The 18,647-nt window shown below is 39.9% G+C and carries 15 protein-coding genes and 1 rRNA gene; 9 read left to right on the top strand and 7 right to left on the bottom strand.

Features of this window, described 5'->3' with window-relative positions:
* Positions 1–96: 96 nt before the first annotated feature.
* Positions 97–390 carry a 4a-hydroxytetrahydrobiopterin dehydratase gene (locus ACSQ6I_RS10965; RefSeq protein ID WP_438890380.1) on the top strand — a complete coding sequence of 98 codons (294 nt, stop codon included), beginning with the start codon at positions 97–99 and terminating at the stop codon, positions 388–390.
* Positions 391–473: 83 nt separating this feature from the next.
* Here ACSQ6I_RS10965 and ACSQ6I_RS10960 read toward each other — a convergent pair whose 3' ends face one another.
* The gene (locus ACSQ6I_RS10960) at positions 474–1,487 is read right to left on the bottom strand and encodes a hypothetical protein (protein ID WP_015215533.1); all 1,014 of its coding nucleotides are present in this window, start codon (positions 1,485–1,487) and stop codon (positions 474–476) included.
* A 202-nt stretch (positions 1,488–1,689) separates the two neighbouring features.
* Positions 1,690–2,520, bottom strand: a complete 831-nt coding sequence (locus ACSQ6I_RS10955) for a FecR family protein (RefSeq protein ID WP_438890379.1) — start codon at positions 2,518–2,520, stop codon at positions 1,690–1,692.
* Positions 2,521–2,860: 340 nt separating this feature from the next.
* Here ACSQ6I_RS10955 and ACSQ6I_RS10950 point away from each other — a divergent pair, with 340 nt between their 5' ends.
* Positions 2,861–3,142: a WGxxGxxG family protein gene (locus ACSQ6I_RS10950; RefSeq protein WP_438890378.1), complete on the top strand. Its 282-nt coding sequence runs from the start codon at positions 2,861–2,863 to the stop codon at positions 3,140–3,142.
* 322 nt (positions 3,143–3,464) lie between these two features.
* On the opposite strand, the gene ACSQ6I_RS10945 is transcribed toward ACSQ6I_RS10950, so the two are convergent.
* Positions 3,465–4,871, bottom strand: coding sequence for an IctB family putative bicarbonate transporter (locus ACSQ6I_RS10945; protein WP_438890376.1), 1,407 nt, complete (start codon positions 4,869–4,871; stop codon positions 3,465–3,467).
* Positions 4,872–4,986: 115 nt separating this feature from the next.
* A complete protein-coding gene (locus ACSQ6I_RS10940; protein ID WP_438890374.1) occupies positions 4,987–6,534 on the bottom strand; it encodes a GAF domain-containing sensor histidine kinase in 1,548 nt (515 codons plus the stop codon).
* Positions 6,535–6,846: 312 nt separating this feature from the next.
* Here ACSQ6I_RS10940 and ACSQ6I_RS10935 point away from each other — a divergent pair, with 312 nt between their 5' ends.
* The 5 genes from ACSQ6I_RS10935 to ACSQ6I_RS10915 all read left to right on the top strand — a co-directional run bounded on the left by ACSQ6I_RS10935 (position 6,847) and on the right by ACSQ6I_RS10915 (position 13,450).
* Complete coding sequence (locus ACSQ6I_RS10935) at positions 6,847–7,989, top strand: DegT/DnrJ/EryC1/StrS family aminotransferase (RefSeq protein WP_438890372.1); 1,143 nt, start codon at positions 6,847–6,849, stop codon at positions 7,987–7,989.
* A gap of 128 nt (positions 7,990–8,117) precedes the next feature.
* Complete coding sequence (crtB, locus tag ACSQ6I_RS10930) at positions 8,118–9,011, top strand: cyanoexosortase B (protein ID WP_438890370.1); 894 nt, start codon at positions 8,118–8,120, stop codon at positions 9,009–9,011.
* 69 nt (positions 9,012–9,080) lie between these two features.
* Positions 9,081–9,803, top strand: a complete 723-nt coding sequence (locus ACSQ6I_RS10925) for a cyanoexosortase B system-associated protein (protein ID WP_438890368.1) — start codon at positions 9,081–9,083, stop codon at positions 9,801–9,803.
* A 27-nt stretch (positions 9,804–9,830) separates the two neighbouring features.
* Positions 9,831–11,201, top strand: a complete 1,371-nt coding sequence (locus tag ACSQ6I_RS10920; RefSeq protein ID WP_438890367.1) for a polysaccharide biosynthesis/export family protein — start codon at positions 9,831–9,833, stop codon at positions 11,199–11,201.
* Positions 11,202–11,263: 62 nt separating this feature from the next.
* Positions 11,264–13,450 (top strand): GumC family protein, encoded by a 2,187-nt coding sequence (locus ACSQ6I_RS10915; RefSeq protein ID WP_438890365.1) that lies wholly within the window; start codon positions 11,264–11,266, stop codon positions 13,448–13,450.
* Positions 13,451–13,987: 537 nt separating this feature from the next.
* Here ACSQ6I_RS10915 and ACSQ6I_RS10910 read toward each other — a convergent pair.
* Positions 13,988–14,704, bottom strand: coding sequence for a response regulator transcription factor (locus ACSQ6I_RS10910; RefSeq protein WP_438890363.1), 717 nt, complete (start codon positions 14,702–14,704; stop codon positions 13,988–13,990).
* A gap of 607 nt (positions 14,705–15,311) precedes the next feature.
* On the opposite strand from ACSQ6I_RS10910, the gene ACSQ6I_RS10905 reads away from it, so the two are divergent.
* Positions 15,312–15,938: a CPP1-like family protein gene (locus ACSQ6I_RS10905; RefSeq protein WP_438890362.1), complete on the top strand. Its 627-nt coding sequence runs from the start codon at positions 15,312–15,314 to the stop codon at positions 15,936–15,938.
* A 272-nt stretch (positions 15,939–16,210) separates the two neighbouring features.
* Here ACSQ6I_RS10905 and menD read toward each other — a convergent pair whose 3' ends face one another.
* Positions 16,211–17,932 carry a 2-succinyl-5-enolpyruvyl-6-hydroxy-3-cyclohexene-1-carboxylic-acid synthase gene (menD, locus tag ACSQ6I_RS10900; RefSeq protein WP_438890360.1) on the bottom strand — a complete coding sequence of 574 codons (1,722 nt, stop codon included), beginning with the start codon at positions 17,930–17,932 and terminating at the stop codon, positions 16,211–16,213.
* Between the two features lie 107 nt (positions 17,933–18,039).
* On the opposite strand from menD, the gene folB reads away from it, so the two are divergent.
* A complete protein-coding gene (gene folB / locus ACSQ6I_RS10895; protein ID WP_438890359.1) occupies positions 18,040–18,435 on the top strand; it encodes a dihydroneopterin aldolase in 396 nt (131 codons plus the stop codon).
* A 90-nt stretch (positions 18,436–18,525) separates the two neighbouring features.
* On the opposite strand, the gene rrf is transcribed toward folB, so the two are convergent.
* A 5S ribosomal RNA gene (gene rrf / locus ACSQ6I_RS10890) occupies positions 18,526–18,643 on the bottom strand.
* Positions 18,644–18,647: the final 4 nt, after the last annotated feature.

The raw sequence follows: 18,647 nt of genomic DNA, 5'->3' as shown, positions 1-18,647 counted from the left end.
ATATATCTGTTAACAAACCCCAGTTTAGTAAACTTGTTACTATGAAGTGATATCTACATAAAATATCTACATAAATTAGTAGGAGTGCAGTCACCGATGACAGGACATAAGCTCAGTGAAATAGAACTACAACAAGCCCTGAGTAGTTTACCTGGATGGCAAATTAAAGAAGGTAAGTTGTATAAAGAATACAAATTTAACTCTTTCCCGACTGCGTTAGGTTGGATGGTGACTGTGGGTGTTCACGCAGAAACAATGGGACATCACCCCGAATGGTTAAATGTTTACAACACCGTCCGGGTGAATCTTGTTACCCATGACATCGGTAATGCTATCAGTAATTTAGATGTGGAATTGGCGAAGATAATGGAAGAATTCTATAATTCGTAATTCGTAATTGGGAATAGGAGTTAATTATTCTCCTCAACTTCCCAATCACCAATGACAAATGACAAATGACAAATGACAAATGACTAATTTGTCTCTTGAATCTGTAACCTAATGGTGTGTTCAGTCGCACCACTGAGTTGCAGTTCCATGATTTCACCACCAAGGGGTTCTATGCAAGTGAGGAGCGATCGCAGATTGGGTGTACTCGCTCCAGTATCAACATACAATCTATCTGCTAAATTACTAATTTTTTTCCAAGTCATATATAACTTGGCTATACCTTGTTCCATCTGGGATGCTTGATTTACCAAGTCAGCAGCGATACTCAAACAGCCGATTCTTTGCGCTTCTTCTAAAGCTGTTTCAATATCCACATTTTCTTCTGTCAACGCTTGGACTTGTGCCGCAGATTTGAGATATTTTCCTAATTGACGGGCTTCTGTGGTTGCCTGTTTGAGAGTATCAACATCAGGACTGGCAGCTATATCCCTTTGTAATGCCTTTTGGTGTGATTCTGGCAGTTTTTCCATTTCCTTGACCAAAGGGGCAATATAGCGCGGTGGCAAGGTGTTATCTGCGGCTTTTTCCCTAACTTCCTCTGGTAACAAATCTGAGGACATAGCTGTCCATTCGTCGGTGAGTTGACGGACTTCTCTGCGGGTGATGCGATCGCCTTTTTGGGCGGCTTCACTCACCATCTGTTGCACTTCTGGAGCGGCTTTGGCTGTTTCTACAAACGCCCGTTTACTAAAGTTATTGACACTACTGGGGTCAAGTTTGCCATCTTCAATTAAGGTATCGGCACTATTTGCGAGTTGAATCCAACTGTAAGCTTGAGTTTTACTAATTTCCCGTTCTTTGAGCCATTTGAGAAAACCTGCACCGCGTCCGTCTCCGTTTTTCTTCTCTCGGTCACGGACTGAGCGTAAAATGCGACCACGCCAAATTTCTGTTTGTAAATCAAAGCGATCGCATACTTGCCAAGCTACATCTAGCTGCTGTAAAAAATCAGACTCCAGAATCTGTTCGTCTTCTGGATCTGGTAGTTCAAAATCTAAATCTACTGGCTGTTGCAGTGCAGCAGCAAGGTCATTCATAGAATCGGTATCTTGCACGATGGATAGCGGGTTGGTGTATGCGATTAGCTGATTGTGACAAACAATAAGCAGTTAAATATTATAGTTGATAAATTTAAAATTACGTGAATTGGAAAAAAACTCTAGACAAATGCAGATTTTTAATTGACCTGTGGGGTTACACAGCGATTGCATCTCTCTTTTTTAGCTTAATTCAGTAGCTTTAAGGAACAATTAATTCATAATCTTGTTTTTTGCTTAAAGGTGTTGTTACTGTCATCGCAACACGCCGATTAGCTGGCATAGGGATGGTAATGTCAAATTTTCCACTCCGATCAGTAATCAGCGGTTGATTTAGCAACATGACCAAGTTAACTGGATCAACTTTAGCAACAATACGGACTTGTTGATTTCTTCTTTCTTCCAGTACTTGCACATCTAATCTTGTATTATTTCGTAATGGCGTAGGTACTGAAGGTGGTTCTCCTGGAATAACTAGAGTCTGAAAGCCTTTATTTACATATACTCTTTGACCTTGAGCCGTTGTTGCTACACTGCCGGTGAGAGTTGCTACCCCTGTTTTCCCAGTCGGTTGAACACTCACACCAAAGTCTGTCCCTCGCACGCCTGTAATCCCTGCGGGAGTCTGTATTTGCAAGGTGGAATCTTGATGTGTAAAGGTACGTATTTTCAGCCGTACCTGTCCACCTGTCACCTGTAAATTGGTAATGCGTCCACCCTGACTAGTTGTTTGCAGTTTTTGAATTTCGAGTTTTGTATTTTCTGCAACCTGAATAAAACCAATGCCAGTATCTAGGGACAGCATACTACTCGAACGCTGGCCTGTGCTGATGCTATCTCCTACATTTTGTAGTTTTATGCCTATGCGAGCTAATTGGGAAATCTGTCTATTTTGGTAGGTGACATTTCCAGAAGTACTGCGAACTTCTAAGTAGCGGTTGATTTTCAGTTGTAATTTTTTCTGAGCTAATACTTGGGTAATTGTTAATAGTCCCACAAATAATATGCTGAATAGCAGCCAGAGTTTTTTCATCACCTAATTTCACCAGCAGTAAACCACCCGTGTATTTAATTTACGCGATCGCTAAAGCATTAAACCATTTATAATCAGCCACGTGGCGCTATCGGGTTTTTCAGCCTATTTTTTTGATAAATCAAACCGCGTCTACTTGGAAACCCATAGTTTTTTCTGAATCGGGTTTTATTTTCAAATCCTATAAAAACTCCAGTTCTCAACTTGGGCGAGGTTTGTTAAATATATCCTCAGCCTGATTTAGGAATAAATCGAGTTTATAGCCGCAGATTGATTTAGCCCATTTTGGGAATAGATACAGTGGTGAATATCTGAAGTAGGATATAAGGCACTATTTACCATGACGAATAATTTAACCAAAACAGTAGGCGTTGGGGTTCTGACTTTGACTATGGGAATTTTACCCTTAAGTTTCCCCGCCCAAGCCCAAGTCACTCAACCTAGAACTGACACTGCTGCACCGAATAGGGTTGTGTATGATGATCGCACCAATACTGATTGGGGTTGGCTAGGATTAATTGGTCTTTTAGGTTTAGCTGGGTTAGCGGGTAAAAAGCGTGACGAAGAACCAACTCGTTATCGTGACCCTAATGCACCAGGGGCCAGCAGCTACAGGGACTAGTATCAATTTGGAATTTTGGATTGGGGATACTAAAAGTGAGTTGGTTGTGGCAATTTTTCATCACAGTGTCACCTATACCTATTAAGTAGGTTGGCGTTAAAAATTGTCGTTGGGATAAGGCAGGGGGCAGGGAGCAGGGAGCAGGGGGAAAAAGGGTTTTAGCCTTGTTGACTTTTCTTTACACAGTTTGGTTTTATTCTGCCCACCTACTTAGCTATAAAAAAATAGTCAGTTGTCAGTGGAAATAATGCTGACAACTAGACTTATTTGCAAATGAATATCAAATCCTTATACAGGACTGATATCTAATTTCTGGATAATTCTACTGAAGAATTCGAGATTGATTTGTTGGTTGATCTAAAGGTTGCCAATAGCTGGCAATTAAGGCTACCATTAGCCACCAAACAGTATTAACTGCTGGACGATACCAGACAGTATCGACAGTTCCGTGAGCGAGCATACCCAGTAAAGTTGCGATCGCCCCAATAATCCAAAATCCTTCTACATTTCTAGATTGCCGTAACCGTTGCAGTTGTACAAATGCCGTATTAAAAGTAACAATTACTAACCAGAGAAAACTAGCTAAACCCAAAAAGCCAGTTTCTACAACCGTTTCTAAAAAAATTGAATAGGCACTCAAAGCCGTATATCGGGGTTGTTGGTAGAGAGGGTAAACCTTGTTAAAAGAATGGTGTCCAGGGCCAATACCAATAATTGGGCGATCGCCTATCATCCTAAAAACAGCATCCCAGACATTACGGCGGAAATTATTACTACTGTCTTGACGATCTGCAAAAATACTCACAACCCGCAAACGCACAGGCTCGACAAATATCACAGCCAGCACCAATACCCCAATTAAACCTCCCACAATAACTGGTAATGACCAAGTGCGCCAAAATGGCGGCATTTCCACACTCCACCAATAAACCAACAATGCCATCGCCGTCAAAAGTGCTACTACTAAAGCTATCCAGCCTCCACGACTATAGGTAAGAACCAAACAGGAAGTGTTGACAACAAACATTGTTGCAGCTAAAGCTTTCTTCAGCCAACCATGCCAAGCAAAAATCGCCACTAAGCTCAAAATTACGGCTGGTATCAGGTATCCTGCCAGTAAATTGGGATTACCCAAATAACTATAAACCCTAGTCGTCTTAGATAAAGCAGACTCTGGATCAACCCAAGTTGCTAGTGCTTTAGCACCAAAAAACCATTGTCGAATCCCATAGACACTGACAATTAGGGATATATGTAAATAAACAGTGATCAACCAAGACCGAAGGCGGGGAAATCTCAGCACCCTAGCGCAGACAGTAAAGAGTAATAAATAGAGTGTTAATGTTGCCAAGTCATTCAACGCTGCTTTTTTGACTGGGGATAAAGCTGTAGCGATCGCGGCTATTCCCCAATACAGCAATACCAACAGATGAATAGGAGTGACAGAAGCAGCATTTACAGAAGTAGTTTCATCAGATAAAGTCAGCAACAGCCAAAATCCTATACAAGCCACCATTAATACCAGCATTAAACTACTGGAGACAAAAGGCGCAAAACCATAGACCAGACTGAGAAGAGCCGCCGCTATTGTATCTCCCCACTGCATCAAAAGACTGGTTTGCCGCCAAGGACGTAAAATCCCGACCATAAACCGATGCAAATAACTCGTAGACAGATATTCCTTCAGCGGTAAAGAGGATAAAGTAAATTTTTGCCAGACTAAATTCATAAACAACGTTGTCACCAATTAGCACTTATATGCAGAACTTGGCTTTCATGATAATGCCGGTCGTTATCCAAAGATCACAACTGAGATTAGCAATTGAAAAAATTGCGCCTTATGATTAGGTTTCATTATTAATTAATTGTCGGGTTTTCGCCGTTTGCAGTGGCAAAGAAATCACATAGCGGTATCCTGATTCTAGTGAACCTTGTATTGAAATGTTTCCTCCATGAAGTTCTGCTAGTTGACAGCTAAGTAACAAACCTATTTTTTCACGAGATAGATGACCAAATAAATTGTCTAAATCCTGATCTGAACTATTAACCAGTATTCCTAGTTGCTCATCAATCAGATTTTGTGACTTATTCAATATTTTTGGCAAATTCCCCTGATTTTCCCCATGAATATTATACTTTTCCTCTCTACCGACTATTTCTAGTATTGACAAGGAATCAGTGTGTACGTAAGGATCAATCTCAGTTATTCCATCTCCTAAGTAGGGATGAGAAACCCAAACGGTAATAGAGAGTGTATCTTCTTTGCCAGAAATATGAACACGAATAATGCTACCTGTCGCAGAAAGTTGAATCACGCTAAATAGCAGGTGATACAAAATTTGCCGCACCTTATCTTTATCTAAAGGCCAAATGCGATTGCGTCCTGGCTCCATAGACAAACGAATATCTTGATCACGACGGACAGCTACTTCTGCTAGTGTATGTATGGCTTGTTGACACAGCATTTCAATATCTACAGAAACTAAGTTCAGCGCATCCGAAGCATCACTTATTGTTCCTAGTTCGGTAATCTCATTCACCAAAGAAAGCAAATACTTGCCACTGTGTTGAATAATCTCTAGATATTCTCGCTGTTTAGTTGTCAAAGGCCCATAAATTTCCCGGCCGAGAACACTAGCCATACCCAGTACAGATGTTAAAGGTGTACGCAACTCTTGGGTTAATTGGCCTAAGAGTTCCAGTTTCAGTTGCTGAGTAGAACTAGAGACTGTTTCTAGAATTGGTGGGGAAATTTTGAGGTCAATTATCTGTTCTTCTGAAAATGGCAAACTAGGAATGCTTCTAATAGTGCTTTTTTGTGATTTCCCTTGTAACAAACGGTTGCGCTCAAATTCACTCATACTCCAACGAGCGATGATTTGCAAAAACTCAATGTCTCGCTCTGTAAAATTACGTGGTTTGCGATCCATCACGGCTAATGCACCTAAGCAATATCCAGAAGCATCAATTAATGGCGCTCCTAAGTAGGAACGGATGCCATACTTCTGCACTAAATTGCTGGTAAATATTTCTGTATCTATGTTGTTTTTAGTATCATTAATGACTACTGTTTGTAAGCTTTCTACCACTTGTGTGCAGAAGGACTCTCGACGTAATAATTGACGGTTTTTTGCCAAATCATTCATGAGTCCTAATCTTGACAAACCCACCGATGACTTGAACCAGTGGATTTCTTGATCTATAAATCCCAAAATAGAAATTTCGGCTTCCAAAAAATGGGCAGCAGTTTGAGTGGCTTCTTCAAATACCGGGATGGTTTCTAATTGTCGTAAACCTAATGCTGTCAGGACTTTTAGGCGTTTTTGTTCTTGGACTTCTAAAGAATTCCAACCATCATCAGGGACAAATAATTTATTTTCAGGTTCTATCATTACCAGTACTACCTTGATACCTTCTAGATACTGTCAGTTTTATAACCACATGACAGTGGTTATTATTTGCTATTTCTCAGCATTCCCCAATTTCACCTCCAATCAATAGGTTAGGCAAAAAATTTTTTACTTACTTCCAGGAGTCGGGGAAAGAATCTCTAGAATTGGTAGATACTAGTGCCAAAAATATTACTTAAGTATAGAATTTTCACTAAGGGGAATATAACGCTATATGTGAAATTGAAAATGTAATACATTTTTTGAGATAGTATGTTGCTACTGCATTTTTGATACTACTAGGCCAAAAATAGAATGACTATTAAAGTTCCTTTTGTAGACCTAAATTTACAACATCAGCCGATTCAAACTCAGTTGCAACAGGCGATTCAGGATGTATTGGCAAAGGGAGATTTTATTTTAGGACAGGCTGTATCCGATTTTGAGGAAGCGTTTGCAGCGGCATCTGGTACGGAGTATGGAATTGGTGTGGCATCTGGAACTGATGCGATCGCTCTTGGCCTGCAAGCTTGTCACATCGGTGCTGGTGATGAAGTCATTTTACCAGCTAATACTTTTATCGCCACACTAATCGGTGTGGTTAGTGCTGGTGCTACACCAATTTTAGTAGATTGTGACCCCCAAACAGCTTTAATTGACTTGGAAGCAGCCGCTAAAGCTATTACACCCCAAACCAAAGCCATTATTCCCGTACATCTATATGGTCAAATGGTATCACCAAGCCAATTATTAGACTTTGCCGATACTCATAAAGTGTTAATTTTTGAAGATGCAGCCCAAGCCCACTTGGCAGAAAGAGAAGGATATAAAGCAGGTTCGGTGGGTATGGCCGCAGCCTTTAGTTTCTATCCCAGCAAGAATTTAGGGGCCTTTGGGGATGGGGGAATGGTAGTGACACGAGATGCAGACGTAGCGGCAAAAATGCGTCGGTTGCGAAATTATGGCTCATCTCAAAAGTATGTGCATCTTGAACCAGGTACTAATAGCCGCTTAGATACCCTGCAAGCAGCAATATTAAACCAAAAATTACCTCATTTATCTGGGTGGAATAGCGATCGCTTTACCATTGCCAAACAGTATAATATAGAACTAGAACCATTAGACTCTGCTGGTGTTATCCCTATGGTTAACCAAAGTGGCACAGGACATATTTATCATCTCTATGTCATCAAGATTGATGATTCTTGTCCCCTAAAACGTCAGCAACTACAAGACCAACTGACAGCAGTCGGAATTCAAACTGGTATTCATTACCCAATTCCCTGTCATCTTCAACCTGCATTTACTCAACTAGGTTATCAACAAGGAGACTTTCCCCAATCAGAAAAATTATCTAAACAAATATTATCTTTGCCCATGTACCCCGGTTTAAACAATAGCCAAATTAAAGAAGTCGTAAATGCTATTTTTTCAAGCTTGAATATCGCCAAAAAATGAGCTTAATTTTAATTTTCTTTTTCACCAATAGCCAGTATTAACGGCAAATTTCAATTGTAAATTTCGTTTCAGAACATGAAAATAATCCTGATTATCCTTAAATCCTGATTTAATTGTGCATTAAAATTATGGAACTCCAACAACAAATCAAAATCCGTAGTACAGCCCAGTTGTTAAACTTAGGCATTTTACTAATTTTCCTCCTGCTTTATGCTCCAATATTGCTACATTGGTTAGATGGTTGGTTACACAAAAGTATAAGTATCGAACATGAATATTTCAGCCACGGTATTATCGGTTTACCATTTGCTGGTTATATCGCTTGGACAAATCGGAAAAAGTGGCAACGGTTGCCCGATTCGTCCCATCCTGTTAGCATCGGCTTATTAATAATAGGCGTAATTTTTTATCTCAGTGGTGTATCCGAATGGGTTAACCTGTCCTTACCTACCATACTAGCCGGACTATGCTTATGGTTCAAGGGCATACCAGGCTTACGATTACAAGGTTTTCCCTTATTGTTAGTGTTTTTAGCTACCCCGACAGCATTACCTTACATAATAGCCCCCTATACCTTTCCTCTACAAAGCTTTATCGCTGGTACAGCAGCCTTTATCCTCAATCAATTTGGCATGAACGTCATAGTAGATGGAATCAACCTCTACGTAAATGGACGAATTGTGGAGGTAGCTCCCTATTGTGCAGGGTTGAAAATGTTATTTACCACTCTCTACGTCAGCTTAATATTACTTTATTGGACAGATACCATATCTTCACGGCGCATAACAGCCTGGTTTTTATCTATTGCTGTTGTCATTAGTGTGACAGCCAATATTATTCGTAATACCTTATTGACTTTCTTTCACGGTACTGGCAACGAAGGAGGCTTTTCATGGCTGCATGATAGTTGGGGTGGTGATCTCTACTCTGCTTGTATGCTGTTATTACTAGTGCCTTTACTCAATTGGATGAATAGTTATTTTTCAGAAAAACCAGCAATTGAGTTAGATGAAACAGCATAAAAAGCATAAAAGAAATATTTACCCATTTTATCTAGTACAATCCTGTCTAAGTGTTGGAAATTTTACTCGATGATTTCCTTATCCAAATTTTTCAAAAAACAGCAATGGAATCAGGTCGCAGTGCTGATTTTACTGTTACTGCTGTTAGGAGTGGGAGCAGTTCCTGGATATCTAACAGGAAAGTGGCAATGGAAGCAACCACCATCAGTTACTCAACTCAAGCAGTTGAAAAACATCCGTAAAGTAGGATTAAGTATTCCTGGGTGGCAAACTATTCAACAGTCAGAAACGAACGTTGGCAACAAGAAATGGTTCTTGCAGATACTCAAGCAAAAAGACCCGTCAGTTGAGGCTATACTACTTTTGCTACCCCAAAATGGCCCAAGAGATCAACCAGAGGTAGAGTGGACAGACGTTAGTGGTTGGGGCAAGTCAAGTTGGGGAAAGTGGGATATAGCTCAATATCGGGCTGCTGAATTTACTGTTAAACAGCCATCTAGTCCAGAAGCAAATGCCACTATCAAAGTTAAGGCTAGGTTCTTTCGGGCAACAACACAAAAATCAACTTTTGCTGTCTTACAATGGTACGCAATGCCAAATGGTGGAACTTCATCACCAGTAAACTGGTTTGTTGCAGACCAAATGGCACAATGGCAACAAAAGCGTGTTCCTTGGGTGGCTGTGAGTATTCTGATACCAATAGAGCCTTTTGGACAAGTGGAAACATCTTGGAAGAAACTTCAGTCTCTCGGTGAAACAGTGCAAGCCGCATTGATGTCTGTAGCTCTGTAAAGTATTTTATTTAAACTAACTGTATCAATGTTTATAGCGCCCAGTTCTCATATACGTGCATTCAGCGCCCTGTTTTTGATTACTCTTCAGGTGGGTGTTAGCTTGACAACATCTATTAGACCTGTTGTGGCTCAAAATTTACCATCTTTAGAACAATCACCAGAACAAGTTCCCCTGCCTCCAGCAAGTTTTGAGGAGATGTCTCCCAGTGCAAATGATGAAATTTCACCCCAATTCAACCGTTATCTCTTAGGTATAGGAGATACGATCAGTGTGATAGTTCAGCGTCCCCCTGGTCTATACCGCTTAGGAATTGGAGATTCTATTGGTGTTACGGTGCAGCGATTTCCAGATTTAAGTTTTCAAGCAGCAATTAATCCAGAAGGCAATATTGTCGTACCACTACTGGGAGTACTTTCTTTACAAGGTTTAACTTTGCAGCAAGCAGAGGCAAAAATTCGCACTGGCTTAAATCGTTATGTTATTGACCCAATTATATCTTTATCACTAACTGGGCAACGTCCAGATTTGAGTTTCCAAGCTGCAATTAGTCAAGACGGCAATATTGTCATCCCACAAGTAGGGAAAGTTTCTATACTAGGCTTGAGTGTGGAAGAAGCCCAAGAAAAAATTCGTTTGGCTTTAACCAGTATTACTACAGATCCTGTGGTGGTAACGTTGGCACAGATGCGCCCAGTCCAAGTTACTATTACGGGGGAAGTATTTCGTCCTGGAATTTATTCTGCTAGTTCGGGAATGCCCCGAATTACTGATATTTTACCCTTAGCAGGGGGGTCAACTTTGAACGCAGACCTCCGACAAGTGCAAATACGTCGTCAGCTAACTGATGGTTCTATAATTTCACAAAATCTTAACTTGTATGCTGCTTTGCAAAATGGTGGTTCACCCCCTAATTTACGCTTGCAAGATGGGGATGCAATCATTGTACCGCGCCGTGAAATTGGTACTGATGACGGTTATGATCGCAAACTGGTGGCACGTTCAACTTTAGCTATTCCTCAGATTAAAGTCCGAGTTTTAAACTATGCCGCAGGAGGAATCGCAACTCAATCGTTGCCTAATGGGAGTACATTTATAGATGCTTTGGGGGGTATTCGTCTCGACACTGCTAATCTTCGGGATATTGCTCTGGTTCGCTTTGATCCTGAACAGGGTAAAGCTGTTACTCAAAGACTTGATGCTAGAAAGGTACTAGCAGGTGATAATTCTCAGAATGTGGCGCTTCAAGACAATGATGTGATAGTCGTTGGTAGAAATCTGGTCGGGAAAATTACTAATTTATTGAATACCATCACGCAACCGTTTTTTAATGTGCAATCATTTCTGAACTTTTTCCAGAACTTTGGTAGCGGATTATTCGGTGGTGATTCAAATTAAAAATTTATTTAGAAGTCAGAGTTTATCACTCATAAGTAATAACTAATGATTAATTAAATGCTATGACACCACCAATTATTAAGCGCTATCTTATTGCTTTTGAAAAATACAAGTGGGTTGGACTAGCTAGTTTTGGTCTAGTGGTAATAGGTTCAACAGTAGTTGCTATACAACCAGACCCACCAGTCACTTATATGGCCGAATCTGCGTTGACATATAATACACCAACCGTTTCTTTTTCAAAAACTGGTAGTGAAATTCAAGCACAGGGGAAAGAACTAACACCAGAAGTTTTACTATCAGATCCAGTTATTGAGACGGTGGCAGCAAAAGTCAAGACTAACCCAAAAACTATTGCTAAAAATGTAGCAATTAAATTTCCGAGTAGAAATAAAGCAGGAGAATTAGAATCTACATCAATCATCATGAAGTATGTAGATAGCGATGCCAACAGAGCCAAAGATGTATTGCAAGAATTGATGAAAGGAATAGTTCAGTTAAGTAGTGAGATTAATACTGGACGATTAAAGGCGATTATTCAAAAAATTAATGAGCGTTTGCCAGAATTTAAGCAAGAACTCCAAGCTGCTGAGAATAAACTAGAAGAATATGATCGACGGGAAAGAACAGCCATTTTGGCAGCAGAAAATGGTAGTTTGCTGAATGGGATTAGTGCTAGTCAAAATCAACAAAGAGCAATTCAACTAACTATTTCTGGAATTGATGCTCAACTTCGTTCTTTGGAAGATAAGCTGGGGTTAACCGTTGGACAGGCTTATGTTTCTTCTGCTTTGAGTGCTGATCCAATTATTGCTAATTTGCGATCGCAAATTTATCAAACTGAGTCACAAATCGCTGTTCTCCGCAAGGATTTACGACCTGAACACCCGACAATGATTCAGTTAAAGCGTCAAAAAGAAGCTTCTGAAGAATTACTGCAACAACGTGCTGCGGAGGTATTAGGTGGTGGTGGTCTTGCAGCTCCACTTCGGGGGAATGTGACAGGTATTCGCACCCAAAGTAGCTTAGATCCCACGCGTCAGGCATTAGCTAACCAAATGGTAGCTTTACAAACCCAACGAGAGACGCTCGAACAACAACTAAAACAGCAAATTCAACAAGAGGCACAATTACGTCGAGAATATTCTCTCATACCTAATAAGCAATTAGAGCGATCGCGCTTGGAGCAGTCTGTTGGTCTGAAAAAAGCTATTTATGACCAAATGCAAGCCAAGCTGACTGATGCTCAAGCCGCAGAAGCAGAAACTGTCAGTAGTTTCACTATTGCTAGACCACCCATAGCTACTAATGTTGCCGTTCCCCCCAAGAGTATACCTACAACCTTAGCTATCGGTAGTTTCTTGGGTGCTGTAATTGGTGGTGGGGTAATATTTTTGTTGGGTTCACTGGAAGGAACTTTCAAGACCAAAGAAGATATCCGCGAAAGCCTCAAGGAACGGGAAGTTTTGCTATTGGGAGAACTACCTTTGATGCCAGTTGATGATTTGGCTCCAGAAGCTTTACCAGTAATACTTTCCCCAGATTCTCCCTATTTAGAGTTTTATGAAAAGTTTCGCAGTAATTTGCGCCGGATTGGCGGCAACGACGTTAAAGTGATATTGATTACTAGCGTCAGCAGCCAAGAAGGTAAGACCGTAAGTGCTTACAACTTAGGTATAGCTTCCGCACTTGCTGGTAAAAGAACATTGATTATTGAAACAGATTTGCGATCGCCCTCCCAGGCTTCATCCCTAAAAATAGCTCCTGATTCCTATGCCACTGTTGAACCCTTGCTTTATTATTCCAGCTTGAGTGACTGTATTCGCTTAGTTCCTGATGTAGAAAATTTATACATTATTCCCAGCGTCGGACCTGTTCGTCAATCTGCCGCTATCATAGAATCAAGCGAAATGCGCCGTCTGATAGAAGATGCGCGAGAACGTTACGATCTAGTAATCTTAGACACAAATCCTCTCAGCATTTCTAACGATCCGTTGTTAATTCAACCCTATAGTGATGGTATCGTGCTAGTAGCCCGACCTAACTATACACAAGAAAATATGCTCGGAGAAGCCATTGATCAACTGGTAGAAGCTGAGTTAGGACTGTTAGGAGCTATTATTAATGCTGCTGATATCATAGTTTCCATACCTGAACCAGTGGTAGAATTTTCCTTTCCTGAACCTGAATTAGAACTAGAAGTAAGAGAGCAATCAGGAGACATATCCACTATTTTTGGTAAACGTTAATATACCAAACACAGTTAAAACATGGACTTTTGGAGGATTACGAAAAACCTAGATACGTAGGGGTTTAGCACTGCTAAACCCCTATCTATAGAATCAAATAATTAAACCGTTTTGAGTATAATATTAGGGTCAGTTTTTCAGAGGGGATTGACAGTCGGGTTAAAAACCACCCTCTGCTTCCTAGTGCGACCTAAGAAAGCAAAAGTAAAAGTTCAGTCGTCTAAGAATATACCGCAGATGCAATCACGCCTGCGAAATGTTGCGATTAAGAGTATTCCAAGTGAAAAAATGCTCAATTGTCATTGGTTTATTCCGCTTTCCTTTACTCGAATCGACAACTTCTGGATAATTTATTTCTTAGAACACTCTTAATGTCAGATTACGCTAAAGAAATTTACCATTAGCCATGCCAGAGCCAAATACAATCATGAAAAAAATTGATATCGCAGGCAGGATAACGGTAATTACCCTTTCAGATGGATAGTATTGTACTTTTTAGCTGATTTTCAAAGAGTCAAGATTTGCAAAACTCTAAATTTAGGATTGGACTTCTTGTTGCGAATGAGTAGGACATTCAAACTTGTACCCTACACCACGCACAGTCTGAATTAATGCAGGCTGACTAGCATCAGTTTCAATCTTCTTGCGAATTTGACCGATATGGACATCCACAACTCGCTGGTCTCCCACATATTCATAGTCCCAGACCTCTTGGATAAGTTCTGCTCGCCGCCAAACTCGACCTGGATGACTGGCTAAAAAATGCAACAAGTCAAATTCTAAAGCAGTTAAAGGTACTGTTTCGTGGTTAAGTGTCACTTCCCTCCGTACAGGATCAATCATCAGCTTTTCAAAAATGAGGCGTTTTTGTTCTGCGGTAGTCACAATTCGCTGCCGCCTCAAAATAGCTGCTACTCTTACTTCTAGCTCTCCCAGACCAAATGGCTTGGTGAGATAGTCATCAGCACCTTTAGAGAAACCGCGAATTTTGTCAGCTTCATCTGTTCGGCTAGTTAGCATGAGTACAAAAACACCGTTACGACTTTGCATCTCTTGACAGAGATTAAAACCGATTACATCTGGTAGATTTACATCTAGAATTACCAAGTCTGGGTTAAATTGCTCAAATAGAGCTAGGGCTGCCTTACCATCTTCGGCAGCTTCTACTTGATAGTTCTGTTTAATCAAAAAGCGTTGGATTAAGTTCCGAACCGCAGGGTCGTCATCAACTACAAGAATCTTGGCAGGAGCCATGATCATCACTTTACACAAAAATTCATAGGATTAACAAGGGGGATTGTGTAAAAACACAGTTTACACTTTGGACTTAATTAGGAATCTACAGGGTCTAGGTATGAGTATCCTGATTATTCACAGTAAACTGTAGTCATAATTATGAACGATGTAGGCACCAATCTTCCAGTAATCAGGTCTGCAATTCAGTATATACACTAAATGGTTGTTTCGATCCTATTTGTAGCGTTTTGTCTCAATAGAACACGGTGTTACCAGTAGGATAGAAATTTGAAACATCCTATCGAATTAAGATTTAGTTATGTAACTCAGACTTCTCTAGCTTGCTTACAGCAAGGTGGGTACTCATGCAGGTGATATTTTTCTTTTAATACCTATGGATAAGAAAAGCCATAACTACTCAGCCATCTGATGATATACACAGTGTTATAACAATATGTTAAAATAGCTATAGTTAAAATTCCTGGGTCAAACAAACTAACCCGTGCTAATATCCTGTTAAAGAATGGGAATAAGTTGGGACAACTGTTTGGAACAACATAGACCCACGTTAGTGTTCTAGTAAACAAAAAACTGCTGCTTACCAAGGCTGAAGTAACAAATTGCCATGAGCGATCAAAATCCCTACGAAAAACTTGGGGTATCGGAAGATGCTAGCTTCGATGAAATTCAGGACGCTCGCAATCGCCTGTTGGAGCAACATGGTGGTGATGGCAGGGGTCTAGAACTAATTGAATCAGCTTATGATGCGATTTTAATGGAGCGCCTACGGATGCGTCAAGAAGGTAAAATTAAAGTACCTGAGCGTATCCGCTTTCCAGAGATGCGATCGCAATCTCCTCAGAAAGAAAGTCCTACCCCTCGTGAGCAGTCACCTGCATGGCTGCAAAGAATGTTCGATCAACCAAGCCTACCGGATGTGCTATTACCAGGAGCTTGGTATCTAAGTTTAAGTGCTATTAGTTTGTTTTACCCTGCTGCTAGAGATCAGGTTCTACAGCTGGCATTAGTAGTTGGAGTAGGAGTTAGTATTTATTTTATCAATCGTAAGGAAAACAAATTTGGCAGAGCTGTATTATTCACACTAGGAAGTCTAATTATTGGTTTAATAGCAGGGGGACTAATAGCTACCTGGATATTACAGCAAATACCATTTATCAACGTGACATCAAATCAGTTTTCTACTGTTTTGACATTTATATTGATGTGGCTAATTAGCAGCTTTCTGCGTTAGTAATTAAAGTCTGAGACTTTATATCTAGTTCACCGAACTCACATTTTTCAGGTAAAATTCTTGCTCCTGTATGTGAGAAAGTTAACATTCATATAGACTGGTTGTTGCTCGTTAGCAATGCCATAGATATTGTTGAGATTATTCATATAGATTTATTCTTATCAAGAAAATAGACTTAGATGAAGAATAAAACAATGTTGAATAAATTAACAACCCATAGATAAAGCTTAGTAAATAAAGATGAATATCTCATCAATTAGCTTTCAAAATAATTATGACAATCTCGCTAAATTGTCTTTCCTCCATTGAGCATCCAATTTCCTATTTGTCCTTACCTCTAAAACCCTTATTCCTATTTCTGGTAACATCTGTAACCTTTCCTGCAATTGTTTCCATGAACTAATAAACTCATGTTGTACACCATAAGTAGCGCACAACAGAGAAAAATCAATATCCTGTGGTGTAGCAAAAAATTTCTCAAAAAGTGGATCAAATTTAGCAATTGGCAACAGTTCAAAAATTCCTCCCCCATTATTATTAATTAAGATAATTGTCAAGTGTCCCAGAAATTTCTTACTAATTAAAAAACCATTCGTATCATGTAGTAGGGCTAAGTCTCCTGTCAACATTACGCTGCTTTGTTGAATATGTGCTACTCCTAAAGCAGTGGAAAGAGTACCATCAATCCCATTTGCACCTCGGTTAAAATAAGGCTTTATCCTTAAATTATTCGGTTTCCAAAAAAATTCTACATCTCTTACTGGCATACTATTAGAAATAAAGAAAGGTGTCCCTGGTGGAAGATATTGACAAATTAACCAAGCGATTTTACTTTCAATTAATTCATCTATATTTTTAAAAGTTTGGTCAATATTGTTTCTGACTTTGATCTCAGCTTGACACCATTCTTCTAAATATTTATTCTCCCCACATTTTCTCATTTCCTCATCTTTTAATCTCCCAATATCTTCTATAGATATCCTTAAGTGTGTCGTTTTTCCATGTAAAGGATCTAAATTTTGAGAACAACTGTCAATTACCCAACGTTGAGGTTTAGTAGAAATCAACCAATTACGTAATTCCTTACTAGTCGGCATTTCTCCTATTTGAATTACAATTTTTGGTATTAATACTTCGGCAAGTTGCTGACTACGTAAAATAATGTCGTAGGTAGAAATTAAATAAGGATTGAAGTCTGCATAATTTCTGACTGGGGAGAGTCCCTCCGCTAAAACAGGCCAGTTGAGTGTTTGGGAAAGGTGTGCGATCGCTCTACAATATTCTTGAGGTTGCTTAGGTTGGGCTACACCAGCAATAATAATACCCCTTTGACATTGTTGCCATTCTTGGGGAATGGGGAATGGGGAATGGGGAATAGGAAATGGGGCAACTATCCCAGCAAAAAATTCTTCTAAATCTAATGTAAAATTTGTACCATCCGCAACAGGTGCGAGGGGGTCTCGGAAGGATATGTTTAAATGTACCACTCCTCCTGTAGGAATTTGGCAACGTTCCCAAGCATGAATTACTGTTTGCCTGAGATAACTTAACATTTCCCTATCTGCATTAGGTAAAGCTAACTCTGTTTGCCAGTTGGGATAATTACCATATAATTTTACCTGGTCGATAGTTTGTCCAGAATGACACTCCCTTAATTCTGGTGGTCTATCAGTGGTTAATACCAGTAAAGGAACACGACTTTCTTTAGCTTCAATTACAGCAGGATAAAAATTCGCTCCTGCTGTTCCAGATGTACAAACTAATACAACAGGTTTTGCGGTTGCTTTTGCTCGTCCCAGCGCAAAAAAAGCCGCAGAACGTTCGTCTAAAATCGGAATAGCTTCAATATCCGGTGCTTGTTTGGCAAAAGCCACAGTTAATGGTGTCGAACGAGAACCCGGACAAATGACAGCACAACTTAAACCCAAGCGTTTGAGGGTTTCCGTTAATACATAAGACCAAAGTTGATTCAGATTCTCAAAATTAAGCTGCATTCAATTAATATAGAGCGATACAAAAATTTAAAATTTTAGATTTTCTACAACAGGGGATTAAACTTAAAATCTAAAGTAGCAAATTCACTCTCAAACCTCAAATTTTTATGGACTGCATTCAATTAACAGGGATTCGCTGCTACGGCTATACTGGATTTTTAGCAGAAGAACAGGTATTAGGACAATGGTTTGAGGTGGATGTTAAGTTGTGGTTAGATATTACTAAAGCTGCTCAAAGTGATGCCATAGAAGATACGATAGATTATCGTCGCACTATTAGCTTAATTCAAAATTTGGTCAAGACATCTAAGTTTGCACTTTTAGAAAAGCTAGCAGGAGCTATAGCTAATAGTATTTTAGAAGATAGCTATTGTGCGAAAACCAGTGAGGAAAGCGTTGTTATCACCCAAGTACAAGTTATTCTCACTAAAATCGCCGCACCAATTCCCGACTTTAACGGCAAGATTAGCATTGAAATAACCAGAACTAAATCTAATATCTAAAATTATTGGTAAGTTATTAAACCGCGATTTTCTAATAACAAGATGAAAAAACAAAAGCCCCCTGTGGAGGGGGCTTATTGTGAGTAATAGACCTGGCATCGAGCTATTTTGGCGTGGGGCAACCCCCAAACTATCGTCGCCGCAGCAGCGTTTCACATCTGAGTTCGGGAAGGGGTCAGAGTGGTTCCACCGCGCAATAGACACCAGGAAAA

Origin of the sequence: Anabaena sp. WFMT (genome assembly GCF_051781005.1) — a bacterium.
Lineage (GTDB): Bacteria > Cyanobacteriota > Cyanobacteriia > Cyanobacteriales > Nostocaceae > Anabaena.
This window is presented reverse-complemented; position numbering and strand designations above follow the sequence as displayed.

What these genes read in the sequence shown, in the direction of transcription:
- ACSQ6I_RS10965 (WP_438890380.1), top strand. Translation starts at nt 97, where the DNA reads ATGACAGGACATAAGCTCAGTGAAATAGAACTACAACAAGCCCTGAGT.
- ACSQ6I_RS10960 (WP_015215533.1), bottom strand. Translation starts at nt 1,487, where the DNA reads ATGAATGACCTTGCTGCTGCACTGCAACAGCCAGTAGATTTAGATTTT.
- ACSQ6I_RS10955 (WP_438890379.1), bottom strand. Translation starts at nt 2,520, where the DNA reads ATGAAAAAACTCTGGCTGCTATTCAGCATATTATTTGTGGGACTATTA.
- ACSQ6I_RS10950 (WP_438890378.1), top strand. Translation starts at nt 2,861, where the DNA reads ATGACGAATAATTTAACCAAAACAGTAGGCGTTGGGGTTCTGACTTTG.
- ACSQ6I_RS10945 (WP_438890376.1), bottom strand. Translation starts at nt 4,871, where the DNA reads ATGAATTTAGTCTGGCAAAAATTTACTTTATCCTCTTTACCGCTGAAG.
- ACSQ6I_RS10940 (WP_438890374.1), bottom strand. Translation starts at nt 6,534, where the DNA reads ATGATAGAACCTGAAAATAAATTATTTGTCCCTGATGATGGTTGGAAT.
- ACSQ6I_RS10935 (WP_438890372.1), top strand. Translation starts at nt 6,847, where the DNA reads ATGACTATTAAAGTTCCTTTTGTAGACCTAAATTTACAACATCAGCCG.
- crtB (WP_438890370.1), top strand. Translation starts at nt 8,118, where the DNA reads ATGGAACTCCAACAACAAATCAAAATCCGTAGTACAGCCCAGTTGTTA.
- ACSQ6I_RS10925 (WP_438890368.1), top strand. Translation starts at nt 9,081, where the DNA reads ATGATTTCCTTATCCAAATTTTTCAAAAAACAGCAATGGAATCAGGTC.
- ACSQ6I_RS10920 (WP_438890367.1), top strand. Translation starts at nt 9,831, where the DNA reads ATGTTTATAGCGCCCAGTTCTCATATACGTGCATTCAGCGCCCTGTTT.
- ACSQ6I_RS10915 (WP_438890365.1), top strand. Translation starts at nt 11,264, where the DNA reads ATGACACCACCAATTATTAAGCGCTATCTTATTGCTTTTGAAAAATAC.
- ACSQ6I_RS10910 (WP_438890363.1), bottom strand. Translation starts at nt 14,704, where the DNA reads ATGGCTCCTGCCAAGATTCTTGTAGTTGATGACGACCCTGCGGTTCGG.
- ACSQ6I_RS10905 (WP_438890362.1), top strand. Translation starts at nt 15,312, where the DNA reads ATGAGCGATCAAAATCCCTACGAAAAACTTGGGGTATCGGAAGATGCT.
- menD (WP_438890360.1), bottom strand. Translation starts at nt 17,932, where the DNA reads ATGCAGCTTAATTTTGAGAATCTGAATCAACTTTGGTCTTATGTATTA.
- folB (WP_438890359.1), top strand. Translation starts at nt 18,040, where the DNA reads ATGGACTGCATTCAATTAACAGGGATTCGCTGCTACGGCTATACTGGA.